Raw genomic sequence first — 15,959 nt, forward strand, 5'->3', positions numbered from 1 at the left:
CGATTGTCAGTGGCGGTGGTGACGGCAGAGTGCGGTTGTGGAATTTCCAAGGTCTACCCTTGGCTGAACCCTTCCGTGGTCATCAGGGTGAAGTCAATTCTGTTGCTATTAGCCCGGATGGGCAGACGATTGTCAGTGGCGGTGAAGACGGCACAGTGCGGTTGTGGAATTTCCAAGGTCTGCCCTTAGCTGAACCTTTGCGCGATCATTGGGGTAGGGTCAATTCCGTCGCCATTAGCCCGGATGGGCAGACGATTGTCAGTGGCGGTGAAGACGGCACAGTGCGGTTGTGGAATTTCCAAGGTCTGCACTTGGCTGAAACCTTCGGTGGTCATCAGGGTAGGGTCAATTCTGTCGCCATTAGCCAGGATGGGCAGACGATTGTCAGTGGCGGTGAAGACGGCACAGTGCGGTTGTGGAATTTCCAAGGTCTGCACTTGGCTGAAACCTTCGGTGGTCATCAGGGTAGGGTCAATTCTGTCGCCATTAGCCAGGATGGGCAGACGATTGTCAGTGGCGGTGAAGACGGCACAGTGCGGTTGTGGAATTTCCAAGGTCTGCCCTTAGCTGAACCTTTGCGCCGTCATTGGGGTAGGGTCAATTCCGTCGCCATTAGCCCGGATGGGCAGATGATTGTCAGTGGCGGTGAAGACGGCACAGTGCGGTTGTGGAACATACAAGGTCTGCCCTTGGCTAAACCTTGGACTGGTAATCAGGATAAGGTGTATTCTGTCGCCATCAGTACCGATGGGCAGACAATTGTCAGTGGCGGTAGTGACGGCACGGTACGGTTGTGGAACCTGCAAGGTTTGTCCTTAGCCGAACCTTTGCTTGGTCATGAGCGTGAAGTTTATTCTGTCGCCATCAGTATCGATGGGCAGACGATTGTCAGTGGTGGTCGTGACCGCACGGTGCGGTTGTGGCCGGGTGGTTGGCGTGCATGGTTGCAAGTCTGTTGCGACAGGTTACGTTACCATCCCATCTTCACCAATCCGCAAACAGAGGAAGCAAAAGCTGCTTGCGAAGTCTGCCAAAAATATGTTTGGAGTAAAGTAAGCGGTTAAAAACACGGCATTGCCGTGCCTCTAAGAAGGTCTATACTCGATTCAATTGCAAACGGCTATCAAAGCAGTAAGCGTCGGTTTGCGCTGACAGGAACTTGCTGCTTACCTGCAACCACAAATACACGAACACGCGATCGCCTTCCTGGATTTGCAATATATCTATGCAATAGAAGGGATTGTAGAGGAGAAGAGGTAGTGGAAAATCTCATACAAATACACGCTATTGAATAAATAGAAAAAGCGCTAGAAGAGATTCGGATAGAAGTTTTGAATTTTCTATAGTTTCTCAAATCTAAAGAATACAAAGATGATATTACTTTAATTCTTAATAGTGAATTTACTATCCTTAAATAATATAATACTTCACAAGCAACCTGCATCAATCTGCGTAATTTAGGTTAAATGATATGTAGTACTAACATATGTGTACTAAAAGCTTTGCAGAGTAAGAACATGGCTCAAATACTATGCCTTTTACACAAAAGTTTGAGGAATACCCTTATCAGTTGCATGACCTTGAGCTTACTGTTATTGATGTCTACAGCAGTCTTAGCTGACAAGAAAAACAATGATTCTGACGACCCTCCACCGCAGACTAGAGGAACTTCAGGCGGTTCTAGGGGATGCGAGACTCAAACAGAAGCATCGTTAAATAGTATTCCAGATATCATCTTGCTTGCGCCTAATCAAAGTTACGGCCAAAGTTTGGTCAATAATCCTACATTCGCTTGGTATGTGAAAGATACTAGTTCTTTGCAAATGGAGTTCCGCCTTTATGAGTATGACAAAACTAATAAACAATCTAGACTGGTAAAAGAGATTAAAGATGAAACTTTTAAAAGTTCTCCAGGAATTATGGTTTTATCTATGCCTAGTTTAGAATTGTCAGTTGGTCGGAGATACCTTTGGCAAGTCGAATTGGTCTGCGATGCTAATCGTCCTTCTGGGAATCCATTTGCGATCGCGGCGATGAAAGTAGTTTCAACTCCACCGGATTTGATAAAGCAGATATCCCAGATCAATGATGTTTTAATCAAAGCAAATCTGTATAACCAAGCTGATTTGTGGTACGATACTTTAAATATTGCCTTAATTTCAAAGGATGAGCCGACTCTTAGAAAATTAAGAAAGTCTCTTCTAGAACAGGTAGCAAATGAAACAAAACCAGAATTAAGAGAACAAACTAACGCAGCACTGACAAATAGTAAAATCTATCAATTGCAACGTTAGTAAGGACGAAATTTTCATAGATACAGATATAGCGATCAAAGCCAGTTACCAATGAGAATGAATGGTGCCCAATATCCGGGGTGACTTTCAAGTTGCTGGTGATGCGTTTGCAACCAAGATATTTGAGCCGCCTGTAAGGCTTTGGCTTTACTCATTCCGCTATGCCAGTTTTGATAAAATTTTGCTATCAATTGTGCTGTTGCTGCATCATCAACTTTCCAAAGAGTTGCTATGGCGCTTTTAGATCCAGCTTGTATTGCAATACCGGCTAGTCCTAAAGTTTGGCGATCGCTACCTACTGCTGTTTCACAGGCTGTCAAAGTTAATAACTCAATCGGTTGATTTTGAGTGCGAGTATTGTTAATCAGTTCATAAAGGTCATTTAATGTCAGTTTTTCATTGTAAGTTTTGGTTGTAAGTGATTTTTTAGTATTTGCTGCAACTTTTTTTCCAGTTACTAAAAACGTTTCTTTATCATCAATACCAAACTTGCCATGAGTTGCCAAATGAATTATTGGATAAGTATTTTCTTTTAACTCTTTTTGCAAGCGCTCAAGTGTAAAGTCTTGATCTAGTAGTCCCTTGCTTTTTGGTAAACTCGTTGTAATCGTTTTCAGTTCAGATTCTACTTGTGTAAGCGGCTCAAAAAATTTGTAACCTGCATCTGTTTCGACAGTAGCTGGTTGTGTCAAGCCAAAAGCTAATACCTTTAATTTTTTTGGGTTCGATTCTTGAGGATTTGTCAGAGTCAATGCTGGAGCAAAGGCGATCGCATACTTTTCAATCAAGAATTGTTTACCATCAAACAGTGCAGCTATCGGGATACTCCGAAGAATTCCGTCTTGAATAAGTACTAAAGTTTCAATTTTATTTTTTTCTAAATCGCTAAGAAAAGGACGAATAAACCAGTCATATACTTGTTGCGCTCTGGCTTGATAAGTGTTTTCCAAGTCCGAGCGTTTTTCTAATTTGATTCGTAGATCATTGATAATCTCTCTAACGTCTTGACTTTTAACAGGTATCCAAGAAACTTTTGACTTAATTTTTTGCTCACCATCAGCTAAGGTGAGAATGATTGCAAGGCGTTCTTTTAAAAGAATCGAACTCAAGACGGCAGTGTTTTTCCCCACGAGTGCTACTGGTTTCTGAATCAGTGCTAAATCACAATTATTTCCTAAATAGTTTTGTAGTTCTGCTAACCTCAACTCATCTACTATTGGAAGTAGCGACTCCAAATTCTGTTGAATATCTGATGCTTGAACAAGATGATTGGTTTGCTCTAGACGTAACTCTAGCAACTCGCGGTAAACTGGTTCAACGTTATCTCGAAAGTCAAACTGTAAATCTCGCTGTTGCAGTATTAAATCACTACGGATACTTTTGAGGCTGTCAATAGATTTTTCATAAAAATTAATTGCTTCTTTGACTCGATCTGTGGCTCTAGATAAGCGTCCCAGTTGCCATGTCCATAAGTAAAGGTTCTCATCAGCAACAGTGCCAATCAGTGCTTGTTGAGTCAAATTTATAGCTTGTTGATAGTCCTGGCGACATTCATAAGTGTGTCCTAATCGACCTTTAGCAAAGGATTCTCCCTCTCGATCCTGAATTTTTTGCGTGATTGCCACAGCTTTGTTGAGTAGTTCAAAAGACTTAGGCAACGACTCTGACGTCAAGCATTGAGTTGCTAGATCAGTACTGACTGACTCGCTGTTTTGGTTAACGAGTAGTAAAAGATTAGCAAGTTGAATCGCCGTGTATGCTTGATCGCGGGAGTTGGGTAATTGTTCCAATACGACCAGTGCTTGCTGTAGTGTATTGTTAACTATGGCTTTATCCTGAAGATGTTGGCGGTGATAAAGCCTAACTAGACCTAGTAGCGATCGCAGTTCATTCACTCTGTCGTTTTGGCTACGAGCTAAATTTAGGCTTTGTTCAAAATACTGTACAGCTTGCTGCTCATGACCAATAGTGTCTTGCTGAAACTTTTGGGCAGCTTCCTTATCGGCTACCTCACGGGCAAATTCGGCACGACGCTCATTGCCCTTAGCCAAACTAGCGTAGGTATTTGCTAAACCATTCAAGGTAGACGCTAGATAAATTTGATTATTTATGCGCTTGGCGATTTCATTACTACGTTCAAAATCTTGAATAGCTTGCTCATACTCGCCTTGGAGACGATGAGCATTTCCTAAACTACCCCAAGCAGCTACTTCGCCTAGTTCATCTGAGTGGTTACGAGCAATTTCTACTGCACTATCTTGACTACAAGCTGGATTACTTTGCTTTTGACCGCATAAAATAGTAGCTGCACGTCGGTGCTGTCCCAAGCTACTGTAGAGTTGAGCCTCTTCTGTTAGCATCCGTCCTACCTTGAGCGGCTCGTTTGTCTGACGATAATAGTCAATAACTTGCTGTAATTGAGCGATCGCTTCAGATATTTGACCTACTTGTTGATATGCTCTGGCTAGGTATGTTCTAATACTTATTTTTTCAGCATAATTACTGTTTTCCTCTTGATTAGAGGAGAGAGCTTTTTGCCAAGACTGGATCGCTCCTTGAATATCGCCACCTTGATATAGCTCAAGTCCTTGTTGCACTGGTTGCTTTAAAGCCGACGATTTCGCTGTTGCTATCTCTGCGATTCCCTTATTCCCAATTGTTAGGGAAGGATGCGCCAACCACAAGCATAAGGTTAGCGTTGTCAGAAAGAGAACTGCCCAAACGTGACGAATACGGTATGGCAAGCGTTGCATAATGTCACAAAGGGATACTTTAACAAGTGAATTTTGTTAGTTCATCAGCGATCGCTCTAAGCAATGCACAGCCTTGGTGTTGCGATCTCGCAAAGCATAGCGCCCCAATTGGCGATCGCATAACTAAGTCTAGTATTTCATAAATCCGTTAGAAGTTATGCACTGTACAAATAGATAGTAGTATGGATTGTCGCTGTTTATAGAGTTAAGAAGTTTTTCCTCGCTCCGATTTTTCCAGTTGAAAGCGTAGTTTCCAAAGTTGGAAATGCAGTTTTTGCTATAGGTTGCAAACCCAATAACAGTTTTTTCCCAACAGCATTTCAACTTCCAATGGAAGACGATGCTTTTAATACTTATTAAATTGATACTTTTAGTACTTTTTTTACTAAAACTTTCCAATTATCTAAATACAAAAATTTTTGCCACAAACTACTTGCTATAGGCCAAGTCAGCTCGCAGATAGTGCCTTGTGGAGAGTGAGGAAATCGTCGAAACTTGCCTCTCAATTGCCGCGCTAAATCTTGAGCTTGACCTGTTCCTTGTCCGCTACGTTGATAGTTTTTAGATATATTTGCAAATCCATTATCAATTATTTGCAGACAATACTCTTTCGACGATCGCGTACAAACAACATCAAGACGAGTAGCTCCTTGGGAATGTTTGCCGACATTACATAAAGCTTCTTGCAAAAAAAGGTATAAACCTCGCTTTTGATTTGCATTTAAGTTGCATTCTTCTAATGGTTCAAAATTAGGAGGTATAAAACTTTGGATTGTCATAAATCCTTGAAAGTTTCTTCTTAAGGTAATATCGTAGACATAATAAAGCATCTCAGAAATTGGGGTTTGCAAATCGAGTACTTCATTTCCCTCTAAATAAACACTATCACTGCGAGTAAGCATTTCTTGACTGAGATATTCAGGAATAGTCCGTAACTCTCGATTTAGTTGTTCAAGTTGCGATCGCAATTTTTCAGGTTCTATATCTTCCTCACCAAGACTTCTCAATATCACAGCTAGGGATTGCAGAGGTCCATTATGGATTGCTTCAAAAGAGCGCTTAAGAGTTAAACTGCGCTGTTCGAGTAGCGCTCTTAAATCTCGGTCAAAAAAAAAGGTTGTCAGTCCTGCACTGGTAAAAGCTAACAAGGTTGGTACTAAAGGAATCCACCAACCTAGAATCAGTCCAACATAACAAATTCCGACGATTTCGATACTACTTATACCAAGGCTCAACAATGTTTTTGCCGGAGATTGCAGGATTAAACCGAGAATTATGCCGAGTAAACCCCAAGTTAAAATCCATAAATACTCCCAAATTTCTGACCATACTTTTAACAGTGGTCGTCTGTCTAAAACATGACTAATAATTTCACTTGTGGCATGAGCATGAAATTCTACACCATAAATCCATTGGTATTGATCGGAAGACTCGTCAACTCCTAAACCCGTGGTATAGAGTGTATTTTTAACTGCCGAGATGGTAAATCTATCTTTAACACTAGCAGCAGTCATGCCAATAATCACGATGCGATCGCGAATCCAATTAGGATCAATTTTATTATTAAGGACATCCCTTAAAGATATAGTGCGAAAAGGTTGAGGATGAGAGCGAAAGTTCATTAGCATTTGAAAGCCATTGGCATCAGTTCCCACATATCCGCCAGAATTGGGGAGAAAGCGGACTAACTGACTTGAACCGAACTTGATGGGGTCTTTAGAGCGACTCCCATGAGCAAATTCTATTCCTTGCTCGTGCAAATAAAATTGTGCTAAACGCAGAGGTAGGGAGTATTTCAGTTCTCCAGTATAAGTTTTACTTGCGATTAAGCTACGTCGCAGCTTTCCATCCGGGTCTACTATTGTATCTGCAAAGCCGACTCGTTCGGGAGGTAACTCAGGCGGTGGTTTAACATTAAAAGATTGCTTTCGATTTAATGCTACTTCAACTCCAATAAGATTTGGATTCTCTCTCCAGACAGGTGCAAGCTCGGCGTCAGCCGAACTACTTTTATCTCTAAAAAGGTCAAGACCGATGACTCTGGGTTTATGGGTATGTAAAATTCTCAACATTTGGGCAATTTCCTGATCTGGTATGGGAAATCTACCTACATAATTGATATCATCTTCATCAATACCTACAATTACCACTCGCGAATCAACGGCTTCATTAGGCCGTAGGCGTAGCAATTGATCGAAAGCCAGCCACTCTTGCGATTGCAATAATCCTGTTGAGCGAACAAGGATAATTAATCCTATTACCGAGAGTCCTGGCAGCACTACTTCTCGCCAGGGTTTCAGTTGTTTGTGAACTTTTTTCCATAAATTGCTTTTAGTTGAAAGTGCGAATTTCATCAGTTGATCAATCCGATTTTTCTAGCTGCGATCTCAATTTGAATTCTCAATTCTTTACCAGGTTCGTCATAGACACCCAAACTATCTTGTAGTCTAATCCAGTAGTTGCGGACAGTGCGATCGCTCAAGTTCATTTTTTGGGCGATCGCTTTATCTGTTAATCCTTCTTCATATTTCAGCGTCAATACCTCAATCCATTTTCGGTCAAATTCTGGGCGCGATCGCAATTCTGAAGATAAATAAATAGAGCCGCGCAATGCCAAGTCAACTAACTTTAACATTTCGCGAAATGGCAAAGATTTATCCATCGCGGCAAAGCCACCTTCATAAGTATTAATTATCGGTTTGAGACGTACCAATGGTTTGACATTGGTACTCAGCACCACTAAAGTAGGGGCGAGAGGGCTTGACATCAAAGTTTTGAGCAGTTGCATCCCAATTTCAATCTGAGCTTGGGATTGAGGCTTTTCTGGCAGACATAAATCAACAATTACTAAGTCTGGGTGGTGAAGTTCAAATTGCTGATATGCAGTCTGAGCATCTTGAGCTGCAAGGATTTCTGCTTCTGGGTATTTCTCTTTGAGTGCTGGAATTGTACCTTGAAGAATTGCTTCATGGTCGTCAACAACTAAAAATTTTTGCAAAGTTTGCTTTGGTTCTCTGCTCATAACTGGTTTACTTTTTAATATATTTATTATTGATTTAACTTACTAAAACTATAGGATAACTAGAAATTAACTTGTCACTTAAATGAAACTTATCGCTCAATACTAGGATACAAATAATTGCCTATTTGCGTGTTGCAGTTTCAGGAATTTAGTTTTCCAAAATTGGAAAATCAGCACCTTAGTTAAGGAATATAACAACTTGTTAAACTTGATGACGTAGTATCACTACTAGTTATGAGGAGTTGAGAAGTCTTGTGAAAGCTAAATTAAGGTGTTATCAAAGCTGGGAATTACTACTATTTGGTTCTGGGGTGATAACTATAACGGGATGCTGTGCGACGATCGCCACTTTTACTTTTATAATAACTAATCCGGTTCACGCCCAAATTATTCCCGATAATACACTTCCAGTAAATTCCAGTGTTGCACCAGGATGCACAGCTTGCGCGATTGAAGGTGGAACGGTTCGAGGTTCCAACCTGTTCCACAGTTTTAGCGAGTTTTCTATACCTAGAGGTGGAAAGGCATTTTTTAACAATGACGCCACCTTGATTCAGAACATTTTCACTCGTGTTACAGGTAACTCAGCCTCGAATATTGATGGGATGATTCGGGCAAATGGCACTGCAAATTTATTTTTAATCAATCCCAATGGAATTATCTTTAACCCCAATGCCTCTCTTAATATTGGCGGTTCTTTTATTGCAAGTACAGCTAATAGTTTTAATTTTAGTGATGGTATTAAATTCAGTGCTGTAAATTCTCAAACTCCACCTTTGCTGACTATCAATGTACCTATTGGTTTACAATTTGGGACGAATCCAGGAAATATTCAGCTACAAGGTTCTAATTTAGAAGTTAATCCTGGTCAGACCTTAGCACTTGTAGGCGGTAATGTACAGCTTAATGGTGGTCAACTCCTAGCTTTGGATGGAAATGTAGAGTTGGGAGGTATGGCAGACACTGGTACAGTTGATTTGAATATTAATGGCTCAGACTTCGGTTTCAGTTTTCCTAATGACGTTGAACGAGCTGATGTATCTCTGGGCAATGGCACTAATGTTAATGTCCTCGCTGGTGGTGGGGGTAGTATTGCGATCAATGCCCGTTCCTTGGATATGACTGGAGAAAGTACAAAGGTACAGTCAGGGATACTATCAGGGTTGAGTTCTGTTGACTTACAGGCGGGAGGTATTGAAATTAATGCAACAGAGGCAATAAATCTGAATGGAAGTAGTATCTCTAATACGGTGCAATCAACAGCTGTAGGTAACAGTGGTGACATCAATATAACCACCGGATCGCTTTATGCGACAAATGGCGGTCTACTAAATACCGAAACCTCTGGACAGGGGAAGGCTGGCAGTATAAACATAGTTGCCCGTGACACCGTTTCCTTTGATACCAGTTATGCATCCAGTGCTGTACGACGAACTGGCGAGGGCAAAGGTGGCAACATCAACATTACAACTGGGTCACTCTCTGTTACGAATGGTGGTGAGTTGGTTGCTACCAACTATGGTGGAAAGGGGGATGCAGGTAAGGTAGATATCGTTGCCCGCGATACCGTTACCTTTGATGGGATAGGTAGCAATAGATTTCCGAGTGGAGCATTCAGTAATGTGTTGCCAAACGGGGTGGGCAACGGTGTCGAGATCAAGATTACCACTGGGTCACTTTATCTAAAAAATGGCGCTGTATTGAATGCCAGAGTCGATGGGAAAGGAGATGCAGGCAGTGTGAATATATTTGCCCGCGATACAGTTTCCTTGGATGGCAATGGCACAAATGTCAGCTCGGTACTCAGCGGAGTGCGGAGAGGATCTGAAGGTCAAGGAGGCAACATCAAGATTACCACTGGGTCACTTTATCTAAAAAATGGCGCTGTATTGAATGCCAGAGTCGATGGGAAAGGAGATGCAGGCAGTGTGAATATATTTGCCCGCGATACAGTTTCCTTGGATGGCAATGGCACAAATGTCACTTGGATACTCAGCGGAGTAGGGGAAAGAGCCGAAGGTCAGGGAGGCAACATCAATATTACAACTGGGTCACTCTCTGTTATAAATGGTGGTGAGTTGGTTGCTACCAACTATGGCGGAAAGGGGAATGCGGGTAGTGTGAATATTACTGCTGGGCATACCGTTACCTTTGATGGGACAGATAGCAATGGATTTCCGAGTGGAGCATTCAGCAATGTGTTCCCAAACGGGGTGGGCAAGGGTGCCGACATCAACATCAAAACTGGGTCACTCGATCTGAAAAATGGCGCTGTATTGAATGCCAGAACCGCAGGGGAAGGAAATGCAGGCAATGTGAATATATTTGCTCAAGATAGAGTCTCGTTGGAAGGAGCGGGCAACAGTGGAATACTCAGTACTGTGGAATTGACAGGCGTAGGCAAGGGAGGCGATATTAACATTACAACCGGGAGGCTGTCTTTGAGGGATAAAGCCCAAGTAACGGTGAGCAGTAAAGGGTCAGGAATTGCAGGCTCATTAATAGTTGAAGCTAACTCTATCGATCTTGACAACAAAGCAACAATCAGTGCTGACACAAATGGAGGACAAGGAAATATTAATTTGCGATCGCGCGACTTATTACTTCTACGCCGAGGTAGTACCATTACTACCAACGCTACTGGTAATGCCACTGGTGGCAATATTACGATTGATACTAACAATCTAGTCGCGGTTCCAAAAGAAAATAGTGATATCAGCGCCAATGCTGAGAATAGTTTTGGTGGTCAAGTAATTGTCAATGCTTCTGGCATCTTTGGCACACAGTTTCGTCTACAAGCCACGCCATTAAGTGACATTACAGCTAATTCTGCCCGTGGTTCTGAATTTAATGGCGTAGTGCAACTCAACACACCTGATGTTAACCCTAGTCATGGCTTAACTGCTTTGCCCACAAACATCATAGATACTTCACAGTTGATTGCCAATAGTTGCATTGGACGGAGTAAACGGCCAGAAGGGAAATTCGTTATCACAGGGAACGGAGGTTTGCCAGTGATGCCAGATGACCCTTCAATTGCACCCTATCAGACTTATCAGATACCGACTGTCCAGAGCGCAAGTATCTCAACGCCACAAGAAAACGCTCTCGCCCCCGAAAACCCTACTACTAGCAACAAACCTTACCATTCCGTTAAATTTGCGCCACTGATTGAAGCTCAGGGATGGGTCTACGGAGCTAATGGTGAGGTGATTCTCACTGCCTCTGCACCCACTGTCCCTCCTCACAGTTTTTGGTCACAACTGCCTACTTGTTCGGGTTCCTAAGAAGTTTTAATTATCTATCAGAAATTGACTTTCCAAAATTGGAAAGTCAATTTCCTAACTTGACGATGTGCGTCTAATCAAATTTACCTATTGTAAAGGAGTGCAGTGAAGGCGAACACCCAAAACGCTAGTGCTGCATACACTCAACTTACTAACCTCCCTTAATTAACTAAGGAGAAAAACAATGTCTAACATCAACAACCAAACCCAAGACCTTTATAGCATCGAATTGGTGCAAGACCTCGATCACGAAGCCGCTGCTACTGTTAGTGGTGGTACCTTATACATTTCAAAGGGATATAATGGTACAGGAGGTCAGATAGGTCTTAACAAAGGATATACCGATTTAGGCTCCTATAAGAATACAGTGTCCTGGTACAAGGTAACGGGTTACAAGGGTTGGTATGCCTACACTGGTAAGAATTACACAGGTAAATACTACTATCTAAAACCAGGCTCACAAGGTAACTTAGGCGGTAACGCTAACAACAACATCGAGTCTGTACTACCTGCATAATCAGCTCGGTTCTATTTCATACCGCAGACTAGAACCTTGAAAAAGCTAAAACAGAAAAGAATGCTCTCACCTTCGCTTTTAGCTGAGTAACATCCTTTTCTCGCAGTTTGTAGGAGCGAGGTCGTTTTCGCTCCTACTTTTTCATTTAAACAAAGATAACACAAATAACGTAAATGGTAATACCCATAGCAAGCTTTGAGCGTAAGAGTACGCGAACGGCATGAAAATCAAGTCGCAAACGGCTTAACCAAGTAATTCCCGAATTTTTTATGAAATACCAGGTTGTTCTCCAAAACAGTGAAGAAGATTGTGGCGCTGCAAGTCTAGCAACTGTTGCCAAACATTACGGACGCACTTTAAGTCTGAGCCGGGTACGAGAAGCGGTAGGCACGGGGTCGCAAGGTACTACCCTGCTTGGTTTGAATCGGGGTGCAGAAGCTTTGGGATTCAATGTTCGCCAAGTCAAAGCTTCTCCTCAACTGATCGACAGTTTAGATAAAGCTCCAATGCCCGCAATTATACATTGGAAAGGCTACCACTGGGTAGTTTTATACGGTAAAAAGGGGAAAAAATATGTAATTTCCGATCCGGGATTTGGTATCCGTTACCTCAGCCGTAAGGAATTAGTCGAGGGTTGGAGTAATGGAATTATGCTGCTGTTGGTGCCAGACGACACCCGTTTCTCTGAGCAACCAGATGACAAAATGACTGGCTTTGGACGCTATCTGGTGCGTGTTTGGCCCTATCGCTTCCTTCTGGGTCAGGCGATCGCCATCAATATTGTCATTGGACTTTTGTCTCTCGCCTATCCCTTGATGATGCAACTCCTCACCGATGATGTGCTAGTGCGGGGAGATACTCAATTACTAACTACTGTGGCAATTGGGGTAATTGCCATAAACTTGTTTAAAAGTGCAATTGGTTTGGTACAGTCTCACCTCATCGGTCACTTCGGGCAGCGCTTACAGTTAGGACTGCTACTGGATTACGGTCGAAAACTTTTACACTTGCCCTTATCTTACTTTGAAGGACATCGGAGTGGGGAAGTCGTCAGCCGAATTGCCGATATTCATGCGATCAATGAGTTAGTTTCGCAGATTGTCCTTGGTTTACCTAGCCAATTTTTTATTGCTATAGTTTCGTTGGGCTTTATGCTCTTTTTGAGTTGGCAACTAACTCTGGCTTCCGTATTGGCATTTGTCATTGTCACCTTAGTTAACCTGCTTTTCCTACCCGCCTTACGTCAGAAAACCCGTAAGCTGATTGTTTTAGGCACTGAAAATCAAGGCTTTTTAGTGGAAACCTTTCGCGGCGTTCAAGTACTCAAAACAACACAAGCAACCCCGCAAGCTTGGCAAGAGTATCAAACCAACTATGGTCGCCTTGCTAACTTGGGCTGGAGTACGATGAAACTGGAACTCTACAGCAGTACATTCACTAATGTTCTTTCAACTATAACTAATATAGGTTTACTCTGGTTAGGCAGCTATTTAGTAATAAATCAAACATTATCCATCGGTCAACTGCTAGCTTTTAATGGCATGAGTGGGAACTTTCTCGGTTTCCTCAGTTCAGTAATCGGGTTAGCTGATGAGTTTATTACTGCTCAAATTGTCATCCAACGAATGGCAGAAGTGATTGACGCTACCCCAGAAGACTCGAATGAACAGAAAAGGCCTTGGGCAGAAATATCCACTGATGCAAATATTATCTGCACTAAAGTTAACTTTCACCATGCTGGTAGAGTTGATCTGTTGCAAGATTTTTCGTTGACTATCCCTGGTGGTAAAGTTATTGCTTTAATTGGTAAATCTGGTTGTGGTAAAAGTACCCTAGCCAAACTGATGGCTGGTTTATATTCCCTCCAGTCAGGTAATATCCGTTATGGTCTTTATAACAGACAAGACTTATCTTTAGAATGTCTGCGACAGCAGGTAGTCTTAGTACCACAAGACCCACACTTTTGGAGTCGCTCAATCTTTGATAACTTCCACTTCAGCTATCCTGAAGTGACTTTTGAACAAATTGTCACAGCTTGCCAAATAGCAGGAGCTGATGAATTTATTAGCGAATTACCTGACAAATATCATACCGTTTTAGGAGAATTTGGAGCTAATCTTTCTGGTGGACAACGGCAGAGATTAGCGATCGCTAGAGCGATAATTACTAACCCACCTATACTGATTTTGGATGAATCCACCGGCGCTCTCGATCCGGTGAGTGAAGCTGAAGTACTAGATCAACTGCTTACCTATCGCCAAGGCAAAACCACAATTTTAATTAGTCACCGCCCCAAAGTCATTGAGCGAGCCGATTGGATTGTATTACTAGAGAAAGGACGTTTGCAAATTCAAGGTTCTCCAGAAGAATTGCGCCAAATTGCTGGCGAACACTTGGGTTTCCTAGACGATGTTCGATCGTCAACTCCAAGTTTACTGGTGAAATCTTCCAGTCCTACTAATGGCAAATACGCCGCCATTAGTTAATCCCATCTTCTTTCTTTGAGATTTTGGATTACTCCTCAATCATCCCCTCAAAAATCATCTCTTACTCAATTTATTATTATGGTTAGTCAATCTAATCCTGTCTTCGTTCCTGAAGCTGAAGAAAACGATTTTCTTCCACCACTTGGTAATTGGATTACTGTTGGCGGTATAGTTGCATTGGTTACTGTAACAATAGCAATTGCCGTTGCCTCTGTAACTAAATACAAAGTCACCGTTCAAGCACAGGCAAATTTGCGTCCGGCTGGTGAATTGCGGCTGGTTCAGGCTGCCACGGAAGGCCCAGTTGTGCGGATTTTTGTGAAAGAGAATCAGGTAGTTAAAACAGGAGATGCGATCGCTACTATTGACGACTCCCGTCTACAAACCAAAAAGAGCCAACTAGAAAGTAGCATTGGGCAAATAAAATTACAACTGGTTCAAATCAATGCTCAGATTCATGCTCTTAATAACCAGATTGTAGCCCAAACTGACAGCAGTAAGCGTGCGGTTGCGGCAGCTGAAGCTGAATTGAGCAGTCGCAAGCGGGATTATCAAGATAAGCAAATTACTACTGTTAGTGATGTCCAAGAAGCCGCAGCGAATGTCAGAGCAGCAACTGCCTCTTTAGGAGCAGCCCAGTCAAAACGAAACCGATATGAGAATGTAGCCAAAGTTGGGGCTTTGTCACAAGACCAATTTGAGGAAGCACAATTAGCTGTTCGCCAGCAAGAACAAGCACTCTCTGCTGCTAAAGCCAAGTTGCAAAGCTTACAAGCTGCCCTCAATCCCACTCAAGCACAAATTGCGATCGCTTCTCAACGCATTGCTCAAGAAAAAGCTACGGGGCAAGCTAACATTGCCACATTGAACAAAGAACGCAACGCCCTGATTCAACAACGAATTGAAATGCAGACAAAGTTCGAGTATGATGGCCGCGAACTTAAACAAGTAAATGTTGAACTTAAGGAGACAATCGTTTCTGCCACAGCAGACGGTGTGATCTCCAAGCTAAACCTACGTAACCCCGGTCAAACATTGCGCCCTGGAGAAGAAATCGCCCAAATTGTTCCTACTTCTGCCCCCTTGGTAATTAAAGCAGTGGTAGGAACTGAAGATAAAAACAAGCTCAAACCAGGACAAAATGTACAAATGCGAGTTTCGGCTTGTCCTTATCCAGATTACGGTACTCTCAAAGGCAAAGTTAAATCAATTTCTCCAGATGCATTTTTCCCACCAGCGAATAATGGTGCTGCTACAGGCGCTCCTACAATCGCAACTGCTCCCAAAGGTACTGCTGCTTTCTATGAGGTAACAATTGAACCTGAAGGTCTGTCTTTAGGTCGAAAAACTAGACAATGTTCCATTCAAATGGGAATGGAAGGCAGAGCCGATATTATTTCTAAAGAAGAAACTATACTGCAATTCTTTTTGAGAAAAGCAAGGCTAATTGTAGATGTTTGACACGAACTGCGATCGCAAATTGACCATAAGAAATAATAGAGCGTAGTTTACCGCACTTCGACTAGCTCAGTGACCACCGCAGGCATCGCAACAAACTATATCATCCATCTATCTGCTTTTTTAGGCAGGATTCAGGATT

General features: G+C 42.3%; 9 protein-coding genes. 6 read left to right on the forward strand and 3 right to left on the reverse strand.

Going from position 1 to position 15,959, the window contains the following annotated elements:
* On the forward strand, positions 1-1,064 hold a 1,064-nt coding region (locus tag RMZ42_RS09660), incomplete at its 5' end, for a WD40 repeat domain-containing protein (RefSeq protein WP_322671211.1).
* A gap of 534 nt (positions 1,065-1,598) precedes the next feature.
* The gene (locus RMZ42_RS09665) at positions 1,599-2,294 is read left to right on the forward strand and encodes a DUF928 domain-containing protein (RefSeq protein WP_322671212.1); all 696 of its coding nucleotides are present in this window, start codon (positions 1,599-1,601) and stop codon (positions 2,292-2,294) included.
* Positions 2,295-2,329: 35 nt separating this feature from the next.
* On the opposite strand, the gene RMZ42_RS09670 is transcribed toward RMZ42_RS09665, so the two are convergent.
* The 3 genes from RMZ42_RS09670 to RMZ42_RS09680 form a co-directional block, all read right to left on the reverse strand.
* Positions 2,330-5,047 carry a CHAT domain-containing protein gene (locus RMZ42_RS09670; RefSeq protein ID WP_322671213.1) on the reverse strand — a complete coding sequence of 906 codons (2,718 nt, stop codon included), beginning with the start codon at positions 5,045-5,047 and terminating at the stop codon, positions 2,330-2,332.
* Positions 5,048-5,403: 356 nt separating this feature from the next.
* On the reverse strand, positions 5,404-7,401 hold the full coding sequence (locus RMZ42_RS09675) for a CHASE2 domain-containing protein (RefSeq protein ID WP_322671214.1): 1,998 nt from the start codon (positions 7,399-7,401) through the stop codon (positions 5,404-5,406).
* Positions 7,401-8,069, reverse strand: coding sequence for a response regulator transcription factor (locus RMZ42_RS09680; RefSeq protein WP_322671215.1), 669 nt, complete (start codon positions 8,067-8,069; stop codon positions 7,401-7,403). Before RMZ42_RS09680 ends, RMZ42_RS09675 begins: the two co-directional genes overlap by 1 nt.
* A 254-nt stretch (positions 8,070-8,323) precedes the next feature.
* On the opposite strand from RMZ42_RS09680, the gene RMZ42_RS09685 reads away from it, so the two are divergent.
* The 4 genes from RMZ42_RS09685 to RMZ42_RS09700 all read left to right on the forward strand — a co-directional run bounded on the left by RMZ42_RS09685 (position 8,324) and on the right by RMZ42_RS09700 (position 15,820).
* Positions 8,324-11,356 (forward strand): S-layer family protein, encoded by a 3,033-nt coding sequence (locus tag RMZ42_RS09685; RefSeq protein WP_322671216.1) that lies wholly within the window; start codon positions 8,324-8,326, stop codon positions 11,354-11,356.
* Between the two features lie 184 nt (positions 11,357-11,540).
* A complete protein-coding gene (locus RMZ42_RS09690) occupies positions 11,541-11,873 on the forward strand; it encodes a hypothetical protein (RefSeq protein ID WP_322671217.1) in 333 nt (110 codons plus the stop codon).
* Between the two features lie 269 nt (positions 11,874-12,142).
* A complete protein-coding gene (locus tag RMZ42_RS09695) occupies positions 12,143-14,359 on the forward strand; it encodes a peptidase domain-containing ABC transporter (RefSeq protein WP_322671218.1) in 2,217 nt (738 codons plus the stop codon).
* A 78-nt stretch (positions 14,360-14,437) separates the two neighbouring features.
* Entirely contained in the window at positions 14,438-15,820 is a 1,383-nt protein-coding gene (locus RMZ42_RS09700) for an HlyD family secretion protein (protein WP_322671219.1), read from the forward strand.
* Positions 15,821-15,959: the final 139 nt, after the last annotated feature.

The organism is Nostoc sp. DedQUE05, assembly GCF_034530955.1.
In the GTDB taxonomy this organism is placed as follows: Bacteria; Cyanobacteriota; Cyanobacteriia; order Cyanobacteriales; family Nostocaceae; genus Nostoc.

Bases quoted from the DNA above. Each gene is read 5' to 3' on its own strand.
- RMZ42_RS09670 (WP_322671213.1), bottom strand. From the start codon at position 5,047: ATGCAACGCTTGCCATACCGTATTCGTCACGTTTGGGCAGTTCTCTTT.
- RMZ42_RS09665 (WP_322671212.1), top strand. From the start codon at position 1,599: ATGTCTACAGCAGTCTTAGCTGACAAGAAAAACAATGATTCTGACGAC.
- RMZ42_RS09690 (WP_322671217.1), top strand. From the start codon at position 11,541: ATGTCTAACATCAACAACCAAACCCAAGACCTTTATAGCATCGAATTG.
- RMZ42_RS09700 (WP_322671219.1), top strand. From the start codon at position 14,438: ATGGTTAGTCAATCTAATCCTGTCTTCGTTCCTGAAGCTGAAGAAAAC.
- RMZ42_RS09675 (WP_322671214.1), bottom strand. From the start codon at position 7,401: ATGAAATTCGCACTTTCAACTAAAAGCAATTTATGGAAAAAAGTTCAC.
- RMZ42_RS09695 (WP_322671218.1), top strand. From the start codon at position 12,143: ATGAAATACCAGGTTGTTCTCCAAAACAGTGAAGAAGATTGTGGCGCT.
- RMZ42_RS09680 (WP_322671215.1), bottom strand. From the start codon at position 8,069: ATGAGCAGAGAACCAAAGCAAACTTTGCAAAAATTTTTAGTTGTTGAC.